General features: G+C 56.7%; 9 protein-coding genes. 6 read left to right on the top strand and 3 right to left on the bottom strand.

The window, feature by feature from the left end:
- Positions 1–2 precede the first annotated feature (2 nt).
- Both KGP26_RS26625 and KGP26_RS26620 read left to right on the top strand, forming a co-directional pair.
- Positions 3–854 (top strand): L-ribulose-5-phosphate 3-epimerase, encoded by an 852-nt coding sequence (locus KGP26_RS26625; protein WP_021181730.1) that lies wholly within the window; start codon positions 3–5, stop codon positions 852–854.
- A 12-nt stretch (positions 855–866) separates the two neighbouring features.
- Positions 867–1553 carry an L-ribulose-5-phosphate 4-epimerase gene (locus KGP26_RS26620; protein ID WP_115159432.1) on the top strand — a complete coding sequence of 229 codons (687 nt, stop codon included), beginning with the start codon at positions 867–869 and terminating at the stop codon, positions 1551–1553.
- A gap of 122 nt (positions 1554–1675) precedes the next feature.
- On the opposite strand, the gene malT is transcribed toward KGP26_RS26620, so the two are convergent.
- Positions 1676–4390 carry an HTH-type transcriptional regulator MalT gene (gene malT / locus KGP26_RS26615; protein WP_021807443.1) on the bottom strand — a complete coding sequence of 905 codons (2715 nt, stop codon included), beginning with the start codon at positions 4388–4390 and terminating at the stop codon, positions 1676–1678.
- A gap of 593 nt (positions 4391–4983) precedes the next feature.
- Between malT and malP the strand changes: the two genes are divergently transcribed.
- Both malP and malQ read left to right on the top strand, forming a co-directional pair.
- The gene (malP, locus tag KGP26_RS26610) at positions 4984–7389 is read left to right on the top strand and encodes a maltodextrin phosphorylase (protein WP_223536593.1); all 2406 of its coding nucleotides are present in this window, start codon (positions 4984–4986) and stop codon (positions 7387–7389) included.
- Between the two features lie 9 nt (positions 7390–7398).
- Positions 7399–9480 carry a 4-alpha-glucanotransferase gene (malQ, locus tag KGP26_RS26605; protein ID WP_021807446.1) on the top strand — a complete coding sequence of 694 codons (2082 nt, stop codon included), beginning with the start codon at positions 7399–7401 and terminating at the stop codon, positions 9478–9480.
- A gap of 72 nt (positions 9481–9552) precedes the next feature.
- Here malQ and nfuA read toward each other — a convergent pair whose 3' ends face one another.
- Positions 9553–10128, bottom strand: coding sequence for a Fe-S biogenesis protein NfuA (gene nfuA / locus KGP26_RS26600; protein ID WP_021181724.1), 576 nt, complete (start codon positions 10126–10128; stop codon positions 9553–9555).
- Positions 10129–10186: 58 nt separating this feature from the next.
- The gene (gene gntX, locus KGP26_RS26595; protein WP_179253425.1) at positions 10187–10870 is read right to left on the bottom strand and encodes a DNA utilization protein GntX; all 684 of its coding nucleotides are present in this window, start codon (positions 10868–10870) and stop codon (positions 10187–10189) included.
- Positions 10871–10901: 31 nt separating this feature from the next.
- Here gntX and bioH point away from each other — a divergent pair, with 31 nt between their 5' ends.
- Together bioH and KGP26_RS26585 are read left to right on the top strand one after the other, a co-directional pair.
- Complete coding sequence (gene bioH, locus KGP26_RS26590) at positions 10902–11672, top strand: pimeloyl-ACP methyl ester esterase BioH (protein ID WP_179253424.1); 771 nt, start codon at positions 10902–10904, stop codon at positions 11670–11672.
- 300 nt (positions 11673–11972) lie between these two features.
- A complete protein-coding gene (locus KGP26_RS26585; protein ID WP_021181721.1) occupies positions 11973–12257 on the top strand; it encodes a YdgH/BhsA/McbA-like domain containing protein in 285 nt (94 codons plus the stop codon).
- Positions 12258–12259 lie beyond the last annotated feature (2 nt).

Here is a 12259-nt window from a genome sequence, read left to right as displayed (position 1 = left end):
TTATGTTGCAGCAAACCGTTCCTTTGGGCATCTACGAAAAGGCACTACCTGCGGGTGAAAACTGGCTCACGCGCCTGAATCTGGCGCGTGAGCTGGGGTTTGATTTTGTCGAAATGTCGATCGATGAAAGCGACCCGCGTTTGGCCCGCCTGGGCTGGAGCCAGGAACAGCGTTTGGCGCTGGTGAATGCGGTAGTTAGCAGTGGAGTGCGTGTGCCTTCTCTGTGCCTGAGCGCTCACCGGCGCTTTCCGCTGGGCAGCGAAGATGATGAGGTACGCGAGCAAGGCTTGGCGATCATGCAACAGGCCATCCGGCTGGCGCAAGATACGGGTATCCGGGTGATTCAACTGGCGGGCTACGATGTTTACTATCAGCAGGCCAACGATAATACCAGGGCCAGATTCCGCGCGGCGTTGCAGCAGGCGGTGGTCATGGCTAGCCGGGCGCAGGTCATGCTGGCAATGGAGATCATGGATTATCCGCTGATGAATTCCATCAGCAAGGCTCTGGGCTACGTCCATTTCTTGAATAACCCCTGGTTCCAGATCTACCCGGATGTCGGCAATCTATCGGCCTGGGATAACGACGTGCCAATGGAGTTAATGGCTGGGCGCGGTCATATTGTGGCGGTGCATGTGAAAGATACGCAGCCCGGCGTGTTCAAGGGCGTACCTTTCGGAGAGGGGATCGTGGATTTTGAACGCTGCTTTACCGCGTTGTTGCAAAGCGGTTATTGCGGCCCATATCTCATCGAGATGTGGAGCGGGGAGGCTGCAGACCCGATCCGTGAAGTAAAGGCAGCGCGTGCTTGGGTGGTGGAGAGTATGGCCAAGGCCGGGATGGTTATTTCATAGGAGAGAATGATGCTGGAGCAGCTGAAACAGCAGGTCTATGCCGGCAATATGGCTCTGCCTGCACAAGGTTTGGTGACCTACACCTGGGGAAACGTCAGCGGTATAGATCGTGAGCGCGGGGCAATAGTGATCAAACCGAGCGGAGTGCCCTATGAGCAGATGCAGGTTGAAGATATGGTGGTGGTGGACTTGGCGGGGCGAGTGCTGGAAGGGCGCTGGCGTCCATCATCCGACACGCCAACTCACCTGGCATTGTATCGGCGCTATTCGCAATTGGGGGGAATTGTTCATACCCATTCCACGCACGCTACCGCCTGGGCGCAGGCAGGCAGGGCGATCCCGGCGCTTGGCACCACGCATGCTGATTACTTTGCGGGAGATATTCCTTGCACTCGTGGCTTAACGGTGGCGGAGGTTGAAGGGGAATATGAACTGGAAACCGGGCGGGTAATTGTGGAAACGTTGGGTGAACATGACCCCATGCATACGCCCGGCATTGTGGTTTATCAGCATGGCCCGTTCAGTTGGGGCTCTACCGTGGACGAGGCGGTACATAATGCGGTGGTGCTGGAAGAGGTGGCGCGCATGGCCTGGATCAGTTGTGGTATCAACCCGGCATTACGCCCTCTCGATGCCCATTTACAACACAAGCATTTCAGCCGTAAGCATGGGTCTGATGCCTATTATGGGCAGCGATGACATCACCAGTTGGCAATCGTGGCGCTGCAGTTAAAAGCAAAGGCTACACTGTGGCAGGAATAGCCCCTTTTCCTTGGGAATGTACAGGGGAGAGGGGCGTGTTACCTTAAGAATACGTTGGTCTAAGCGCCATAACCCATCATTTTCAGCAACTGCTGTGCTTGCTGCACCGCTTCCTGGCGATGTGCGACCCCCAGTTTCTGATACAGATTACGGATATGGGTTTTGATGGTGGTGGCCGCCACGGCCAGTTCCCCGGCAATCTGATCGTTGCTGTAACCGGAGTAAATCAGGCCCAGCACCTGCCATTCACGCTGTGTCAGCGGGCTCGTGCGGATCAATTCTGGTACTTGCGGGTGAGTTAGCAGCTTATCAACGAAGTTCTCGTCAAAATGAGCGAACTTGTGTCGGTGATGCTGGTTGATATCGCGCAGAATACGCTGGGCGCGATGCTGTTCCATCTCCGGCAGCGTGTTGAGCTGGATCAGTTGACGCAGTTGCTGCGCCATGGCCTCTCCCTCGATCACAAAGTGGCTGATAAACCCGGTGCGGTTAGCCAGTGAGAGCGACTCTATCAGCGCGCGCTGGGCGTCCACTTTGCGGTCCATCTGCCAGTAGAGGTGGTTACTGAGCAGCAGGTTACGGTTGAGATCGCTCACCAACCGCAGGCGGCGGGCATTTTCGTTCAGCTCGTCCAACACCACTTCGGCTTCTTCGTACTGCCCAAGCAGGATCTGGACACGGGCGATATTACGCCATTGCCCCTGCGTAAAGTGGTTATTGGCCATCCCCGGTTTTTCGGTATTGCGCAGCCAATTGGCCGCTGCGGTGGTATCCCCGGTCATCTGCCAGTGGATCACCCTGGGTTTATCGGCATTGGTCAGCCAGTCTCGGTGATACTGCGAGCCATGCAGCAGGACTTCGCTGCGCAGCAGGTGAGCATTGGCATTATCCAGATCGCCACGCGCCAGCGAGCATTTCGCCAACATCGCCAGGCATTGCAACTGCTGCTGCGGCTGGTAGTTAGCCAACACCTTTAGCCCTTCACGTGCCGCTTCTTCGGCTTCGTCCAACCGTGACCAAGACCAGAGCACCTGTGATCGGATGCGCAGCAGGAATTCGTGCATCGGTAACTGCTCCAGATGCTGTTCACGCACCAGTTCGAAGGCCTTATCCTGGGTTTCATAGGCGGCTTGCAGGAACCCTTGCGCGATCAGAATTTCGCTCTGCTGCAACAGCGCCCACAGCGCATAGTGATAAGCCTGATGGCGGCGAGCCATCTGTTCGGTTTGCTGCATCATGGGCAGCGCCCGTGCCAGTTCCCCTTTGCAGTGGTGAACCTCACCGGTAACGGAGGTGGCCACGATGCGGCTGTAATAGCTGGATAGCGGCAGGAATTTCAGCGCCTCGGTGGCCAGGCGTTCGGCCTCTTCCGGTTTACCGGCGTTGATCGCCACCTGAGCACGCAGCGCGTCAAATTCAGCATGCAGAGTCTGGTCAATGACGATCTTTTGCTGGAGCATGGCCTGTTCGGCGCGTTCCAGTTGGGTATTCACTTCGCTGTAACGGTGTTGGCTTTGTGCCAGCCAGGCTTGCAGCAGCGCCAGTTTCGGGTTCTGGATCAGCCGTTCGTACGGCAGGGCATTCAGACACTCTTCCAGCAAGGCCAGTTCGCTGTGATGGAACAACGACCAGGCATGTTGCAGCAGGATATCGCGCAACATGCTGACATCGCTGGCTGCCAACGCATGGTGAATGGCTTCCGCCGGGTACCCGAGCGCCAGCCATCCTTCTGCCGCCGCATGGTGCAGGCCTGGCAGTTCCAGCGCCAATTCCCACTGGCAACGCTGGCGCAGGAACGAGGCAAACAGCGGGTGGAAACAGAACCACTCGCCGGTGTCGTCCATACGGTGAATAAACAGGCCCTGGCGCTCAAGCTCTTCCAGGCGCTGCTGGCCGTTGTCTTCCCCGGTCAGGCGAACGATCAACGCGTCGTTCATCGAACGCAAAACCGAGCAGCGCAACAGGAACGCGCGGGCATCGGCATCAACGCGATCCAGCACCTCATCCACCAGATAATCGGACAGGTGGCTGGCGTTCAGCCCGGCCAGACGTTTGGCAGATTGCTGAGCGGAAGAGGTGGATTGGCGGGCGGAGAGCGCGATTAGCTGTAAGGCGGTTGCCCACCCCTCCACTTCGTCACACAGACGGCTGCTGTCATTGTGCTCCAGCGGGGAGGTAAGGCGGCAGTCAAAGAACTGTTTCGCCTCCTGATGATTAAAAGCCAATTGGCGCGTGCTCAGCTCTAACAGCTGATCGCGTACGCGAAGATTGGCGATCCCCAGGGGAGGCAGAGTGCGGGAAAGGATCAGCAGCGTCAGATTTTCTGGCTGGTGGCGCAGGAAGAAACGCATTGCTTCATGGATCTGGTCATTGGTGATCAGGTGGTAATCGTCGATCACCAGGTACAGCGGCTGGTGCCAGTCAGACAGCTCGATAAACAGCTGGGCAAACAGCGCCGAAAGGTTGGCGTATTGGTGTTTCTGGCTTAATGCCTCGCTTTTCACGCAGTGGCCAGTGGTAGCCTGTTGCAGCGCGGCGATCAGATAGCTGGCGAAGCGCTCCGGCTGGTTGTCGCTCTCGTCCAGAGAGTACCACCCCAGATCCGATTTGCCCGCGGCCCATTGTGCCACCAGCGTGGTCTTACCGTATCCTGCCGGGCAATTGACCAATGTCAGGCGATAGTTAGCCGCACCAGCCAGCTTCGCCAGCAGACGATCGCGTACCACGGTATTTTGCAGCCGTACCGGACGGCTCAGTTTTGATGGGATCAGCATAATATTCCAGGTGTAAAGTGCGGTTCCCGCCGCCGAAGGACTGCCCGAAGGAATTTATTTCACCGTGTTCCTGTCTCGGGACCGGGTTGAGTTAATTATTTTGTAGCTCGTAATTAATCCCCCTCTTTAACTTCGAACATCGTCAACGGTAATGCAACAAGCTTGCGCTTTGGCTTGAAGTTAAATTGCTATTGATCACACTTTTTTATGTTTGCCCTCGGTTCAGCTCTAACTGCGCTTTACATCGCGCCTGATTACCCTCAGAAATTACCCTGTTTTTCGGCCGTTAGTGGACGAGTACAAAACTTCATCAGCTATCATAACTGTGCTAACGTCCTAAGGTTTGCCGTCGATTTTATGCTCACCGGTGATATCGATGGGCTTTCTTACCGCACGCAAGGGGGCTTAAAAAGTGCCTGAGATCACAGTTTCAGCTACGCCCCAATCCTCCTCCCCAGCTAATCCCCAGGCGGGATGATGCCATTGCGGGTTCTCCCCGGCACGATAGTGAAAAAATTGGCCCATTTACTACCCAATGGAACTCAAGTTGCCGCTTGAAAGACGACGGGTACACCGGATAGAGAGTTTTACCTATGTCACAGCCTATGCTCAAAAAGGACGTTTTTCTGGCTGCACTGACTCGTCAGTGGCAGCGTTTTGGCCTCAGCTCCGCACAGCAGATGACTCAGCATCAATGGTGGGAGGCCGTAAGTGCCGCTCTCGCCGAACAGCTGGCCGCGCAGCCTGCACCGCGTAAAAGCAGCAAGTCGTTGCGCCATGTAAACTACATCTCGATGGAATTCCTGATTGGCCGCCTGACGGCCAATAACCTGATCAACCTTGGCTGGTATGACACCGTTGAGGCGGCGTTGGCAGAGCAGGACGTCAAGCTGGCCGATCTGTTGGAGCAGGAAACCGATCCGGCGTTAGGTAACGGTGGCCTGGGGCGTTTAGCCGCCTGTTTCCTGGACTCGATGGCCACGGTGGAGCAACCGGCTACCGGCTATGGGCTGAACTATCAATACGGGCTGTTCCGTCAGTCGTTCAAAGAGGGGCATCAGCAAGAGGCGCCGGATAACTGGCAGCGCGAGAGCTACCCGTGGTTCCGCCATAATGCGGCGTTGGCCGTGGATGTCGGGATTGGTGGTAAGGTAGAGAAACTGGCCGATGGCCGCGAACTGTGGCACCCGGAGTTTACCCTGCGTGGGGAAGCTTGGGATCTGCCGGTGCTGGGCTTCCGTAACGGAGTCACTCAGCCGCTGCGACTGTGGCAGGCAACGCATAGTCATCCATTCGATCTGGGGGATTTCAACGACGGCAAATTCCTGCAGGCGGAAAAGCAGGGCGTAGAAGCCGCCAAGCTGACCAAAGTGCTCTATCCGAATGACAACCATCAGGCTGGCAAACGCCTGCGCCTGATGCAGCAGTATTTCCAGTGTGCCTGCTCGGTGGCCGATATTCTGCGTAAGCACCATCTGGCCGGGCGCAAGATTGAAGAGTTGCCGAAGTACGAAGTGATCCAACTCAACGACACCCACCCAACCATCGCCATTCCAGAGCTGCTGCGTATTCTGCTCGATGAGCACCAACTGGATTGGGATGCGGCCTGGGCGATCACCAGCAAGACCTTTGCCTACACCAACCACACCCTGATGCCGGAAGCTCTGGAGTGCTGGGATGAGAAACTGGTCCGCAGCCTGCTGCCGCGCCACTTCTCTATCATCAAGCAGATCAATGCCAACTTTAAGCGGTTGGTAGACCAACACTGGCCGGGCGATGAGGCAGTGTGGGCCAAGCTGGCGGTGCACCACAACAAGCAGGTGCGCATGGCCAACCTGTGCGTGGTCAGCGGCTTTGCGGTGAACGGTGTGGCCCAGCTGCACTCGGACCTGGTGGTAAAAGATCTGTTCCCGGAATATCACCAGCTGTGGCCGAACAAATTCCACAACGTCACCAACGGTATTACGCCGCGCCGCTGGCTCAAGCAGTGTAACCCGGCATTGTCAGGCCTGATCGATACCACCCTGAAAGTGGAGTGGGCCAACGATCTTGATGCGCTGAAGGGCTTGGAAAAATACGCTGAAGACGCCGCTTTCCGCGAGAAGTACCAGCAGATTAAACGCGATAACAAGGTGGTCCTCGCCAACTACGTGCAGAGCGTAATGGGGCTGACGCTCAATCCAGACGCGATCTTCGACGTGCAGATCAAACGCCTGCACGAGTACAAGCGCCAGCATCTGAACCTGCTGCACATTCTTTCGCTGTATCGCCAGCTGCGGGATAACCCGGATCTGGACATCGTGCCACGCGTATTCCTGTTTGGTGCCAAAGCCGCGCCGGGCTATTACCTGGCGAAGAACATCATCTATGCGATCAATCAGGCCGCAGAGAAGATCAATAACGATCCGATCGTCAAAGATCGCCTGAAAGTGGCCTTCATCCCTGATTACCGCGTTTCCGTCGCTGAACTGATGATCCCGGCGGCGGACATTTCCGAGCAGATCTCCACCGCCGGTAAAGAAGCGTCGGGCACCGGGAATATGAAGCTGGCGCTGAACGGCGCACTGACCGTTGGCACGCTGGACGGAGCCAACGTCGAGATCGCCGAGCAGGTCGGCGAGGACAACATCTTTATTTTCGGCAACACCGTGGAGCAGGTCAAAGCGCTGTTGGCCAAGGGTTATGATCCGCTGAGCTATCGCAAAAAAGACAAACACCTGAAGGCAATCCTGGATGAACTGGCTAGCGGCGCATTCAGTCACGGTGACAAGCACGCCTTCGATATGATGCTGCACAGCCTGTTGGAAGGTGGCGATCCGTATCTGGTGCTGGCGGACTTTGCTTCCTACTGCGAAGCTCAACGGCAGGTAGACAAACTGTATCGTGACCGCGACGAATGGACGCGCCGCACTATCCTTAACACCGCGCGCGTCGGCATGTTCAGCTCGGATCGTTCGATCCGTGACTATCAGCAACGCATTTGGCAAGCCAAGCGTTAAGGAGTGCGAATGAGTAAAGGTATCGATCAGGTAGCAGCCCAGGCTGGGATTGCTGCCGATTACATCAATGCCCACGGCCAACGCCAGGCGATTTCGCCGGAAACCAAACGCAAGCTGTTGGCGGCGATGAACCCGGCGTCGTTGCAGCCGTCAACGGCTCCCTTGCCGCTGGTTAAAGTCTTTTATCATGGTAACCCGGTGGCGCTGCCGCTGGGGGGAGATGGCGAGTTTCAGTGGGTATTGTTGCGTGAGGACGGTAGCCAGCAAGAAGGCCGTGCCAGTGCGCACAAAACCCTGACTCTGCCTGGCAAGTTACCGCTGGGTTATCACCAGCTCACGTTGTCACAGGGGGAGCAGCAATGGGCCTGCCGGCTGATTGTCGCCCCCAAGCGTTGCTACGAGCCGGATGCCTTGTTGACCGGCAAGAAGCTGTGGGGAGCCTGTGTACAGCTCTACACGCTGCGTTCCGAGCGTAACTGGGGGATTGGCGACTTTGGCGATCTGCGGGCGATGGTCGGTGAGGTGGGTGAACGCGGCGGCGCCTTTATCGGGCTCAACCCGATCCACGCGCTGTATCCGGCCAGTCCGGAAAGCGCCAGCCCTTATAGCCCGTCTTCGCGCCGCTGGTTGAACGTGGTGTATATCGACGTCAACGTGGTGGAGGATTTCCAGCTCAGCCAGGCTGCGCAAAAATGGTGGCAGAAGGCTGCGACGCAGAAGCTGTTGGCCAAGGCGCGTAGTAGTGAGCTGGTGGACTACAGCACGGTAACGCAGCTGAAGCTGGCGGCGTTGAAGTTGGCTTTCCCGCATTTCCAGGCCCGCAAGCCGCAGGATGCGCTGAAGCAGGAATTTGAGCGCTTCGTCGGCGAAGGGGGCAGCAGCCTGTATCAGCAGGCAACGTTCGACGCGTTACATGCCCATCTCAGTGCCAAAGACAGCACTATGTGGGGATGGCCAGCCTGGCCGGAGGAGTATCAGCAGGGTAACGGCCCGGCAGTGGAAACCTTCTGTAAGCAGCATGAGGATGAGGTTACCTTCTACCTGTGGCTGCAATGGTTGGCGGCCAGCCAGTTTGCCGAGTGCTTCGGCCAAAGCCAGCAGTGCCAGATGCCGATTGGCCTGTACCGCGATCTGGCGGTCGGGGTGGCAGAGGGCGGGGCGGAAACCTGGTGTGAACGCGAGCTGTATTGCATGCAAGCCTCGGTGGGTGCTCCGCCGGATATTCTCGGGCCGCTGGGGCAAAATTGGGGCCTGCCGCCGATGGATCCGCATGTGATGGTGGCGCGGGGTTATCAGCCGTTTATCGATTTGCTGCGGGCCAACATGACCAGCTGTGGCGCCTTGCGTATCGATCACGTGATGGCGATGCTGCGTTTATGGTGGATCCCTTATGGTGAAACGGCCGATCACGGTGCCTATGTGAAATACCCGGTTGACGATCTGCTGGCGTTGTTGGCCTTGGAGAGTCAGCGCCATCGTTGCATGGTGATTGGGGAGGATTTAGGGACCGTGCCGGTGGAGATCGTCGGCAAACTGCGTGATAGCGGCGTCTATTCCTACAAGGTGCTGTATTTCGAGCACGATGCGGAGAAGCAGTTCCGTGCGCCGCAGTCTTATCCGGTGCAGGCAATGGCGACCATTACCACCCACGATCTGCCAACGCTGCGTGGCTATTGGCAAAGCGGCGATCTGACGCTCGGCAAGCAACTGGGGCTATACCCGGATGCGGAAGTGCTCAAAGAGCTGTTTGCCGATCGTGAACGGGCCAAGCAAGGGCTACTGGACGGGCTGCATCGTTACGGCTGCGTACCGCAAAAGGTCGGCAAGAAAGCCTCGTTGTTGAGCATGAGCCCGTTGCTGAACCGGGGTCTGCAACGCTATGTGGCAGACAGCGCCAGCGCGCTGCTGGGCCTGCAACCGGAAGACTGGCTGGATATGGCGGAACCGGTCAATATTCCCGGCACCAGCGATCAGTACCCGAACTGGCGGCGCAAGCTGAGCCAGACCTTGGAAGCGATGTTTGACGATGCTGAGGTCAACCGTTTATTGAAGGATTTGGATAAGCGACGCAGGAAGGTTTCGGTAGGCTAAATGCATCGGGGCGGCTTACCGACCGCGATGGAGACAGGCAGGGCGCAAAACGGAATTGCGCCCTGACAGTTATCAGTAGTAGGAGTGTTCGCCGCGCTGGTGCTCGGTGAGATCGCGCACGCCTTTCAGTTCCGGGAACTTTTGCAGCAGCTCTTTCTCGATCCCTTCCTTCAGCGTCACGTCGACCATTGAACAACCGTTGCAACCGCCGCCGAACTGCAGGATGGCCAACGCGTCGTCGGTGATTTCCATCAGCGTCACACGGCCACCGTGGCCAGCCAACTGCGGGTTGATCTGCGATTGCAGCACGTACTCAACGCGCTCCATCAGTGGCGCATTGTCGTCAACTTTGCGCATTTTGGCGTTCGGCGCTTTCAGCGTCAGCTGTGAGCCGAGCTGATCGGTGACGAAGTCGATTTCGGCGTCGTCCAGATAAGGCGCGCTCAGCTCATCGACGTAAGCGGACAGCTTCTCGAACTTGAGTTCGGTATCTGTCGCTTCCACCGCGTCTGGCGGGCAATAAGAGACACCGCATTCGGCCGTCGGCGTACCCGGATTGATCACGAATACGCGGATTTGGGTGCCTTCTTCTTGGCTTGCCAACAGCTTGGCAAAGTGTTCCTGTGCAGCATCTGTTATACGGATCATAGCATTAGCTCAATAGTTGACTTCTATAGTAGGTTATAATACGCCCATTGCCGTGGTACTACAACGTGCGGCAAACGCACCAAATCTGCAATGATGCGACGCCCTGCTTCTGTAACAGTGTAGCGATTTCCGCCATGGTGCTGCCAGTGGTAACCACATCATCCAGCAGCGCCACATGTTTTCCTGCCAGGTTCTCATCACAACGAAAAGCCCCACGCAGATTACGCCGCCGCAGGCGCGCTATCAATTGCTGTTGTGGCGCGGTTGCCCTGATGCGGCGTAAGGCCGCAGGGCGATATTCGCAGCCCAACCAGCGGGCCAGTGGCAGGGCCAACAGCTCGCTTTGGTTATAGCCACGTCGCCAGCAGCGTTTATCCTGCAAGGGTACCGCTAAAATCACCTCCGGTCTGTTCAGATGTTGCTCTCGGTGCGCCTGCAGCCAGTGCAGCAGGATCAAACGAGCCAGAGTGGGAGCCAGTGCGGGTGTCTGCTGGAATTTGAAATTTTTCACCAGGGTGCTGATGGGCGGGCGATAATCCGAAACAAATACCAAGGCTTGCCAAGGGGGCGCCTTTTGCAGACATCGTCCGCAAGGCTGATGGGGATCGCCACTGGGCAAACCGCAAACCGGGCAGCAAGAGGGTTTGGCGGGCAACGTGCGTAGGCAGTAGCTGCAGATACCCTGTTGCATCAGCCGTAATGGTTGCCGGCATAGCCAACAGCGGCTGTGGATTGGTAGCATAGTCACCTCCGTTTTAGCAGGACAATAACTGATGACTGAGCTGTATTGGAAAACACTGGGAGAGGGCGATCGCGATCTTGTGCTGCTGCACGGATGGGGATTGAATGCCGAGGTCTGGGGTTGCACATTGGAGCGATTGGCTCCGCATTTTCGCCTACATCTGGTGGACTTGCCTGGCTATGGCCGCAGCCAGGGCTATGGGGCCGTCTCGTTAACGGAGATGGCAGAGATACTGCTGGCCGCAGCACCCAAGCAGGCTTATTGGCTGGGGTGGTCCCTTGGTGGATTGGTTGCCGGGCAGATCGCCCTTATGCAGCCTGAGCGGGTAACCGGGCTGATCACCGTAGCTTCTTCGCCCTGCTTTACGGCGCACGACCCGTGGCCGGGGATCCGCCCGGAGGTGCTCAGTGGCTTCCAGCAGCAGCTCAGCCATGATTTCCAGCGCACCGTGGAACGTTTTCTGGCGTTGCAAACGTTGGGCACGGAAAGCGCTCGTCAGGATGCGCGCCAGTTGAAAACCGTAGTGCTTAATCAGCCGATACCGGGCGTTGAGGTGCTGAACGGAGGCCTGGAGATGCTACGTACGGTGGATCAACGCCAATCGTTGGCGGCACTGACGATGCCGGTACTGCGTATTTATGGTTACCTCGACGGGCTGGTGCCGCGCAAAGTGGCTAGCCTGTTGGATGAATTGTGGCCAAACTCCACCTCGGAGGTGATCGCCAAAGCGGCCCATGCGCCGTTTATCTCTCACCCCGAAGCATTCGCTAACATTATTAATCAATTTGTTGCAACCGAGTAATGGCGCGGTCTGGCGGCGATATCTCATTGATTACAGATTATAAACGCACAAAACGGCGGTAAATTTTTAACCAATAAGTGGATAAAAACTAAACCTGTTCGATACTTGAAGGGGTAAATGCGTGGCTACAAGGTGAATATAAGCTTATCAATCTTCACTTTGGCGATTTGTTTCTGGGCAGAGGGAGCTTCGTCAGGGAAAGCAACGAAGCTGTTAGACGTCGCAGTAGCCAAGCTCGATGACGCATTTGTTGTGAGTCGCTTTCATAAAAATCCAATTTATCCATTGAGAGGTATTATCATGAAATCATTGAAGATGATCGTTGCGGCGTTGATTGTAGGTTCAGTGTCTTTCGGTTCGATGGCTGCAACCTTGCTAACTAAGGACGAGCTGGATAAGAACCCAGGCAAGTATGAGAAAATTGGTACCGTGTCTTCAACAGCACAGGCCACCGATCCGATGGACTTGAAAGATGAATTGTCCAAACTGGCCGATGAGAAAGGGGGCCAATACTATGTCGTGCTGGCTGCCCGTGAGCACGGCAAGTTCAGCGCCGTAGCGGATGTGTATAAAGACAAGCAATAATC

The organism is Serratia sp. JSRIV002 (assembly GCF_019968725.1).
Lineage (GTDB): Bacteria > Pseudomonadota > Gammaproteobacteria > Enterobacterales > Enterobacteriaceae > Chania > Chania fonticola_B.
Note: the sequence above shows the minus strand (reverse complement) of the source record. Positions and strands in the feature narration are given on the sequence as shown.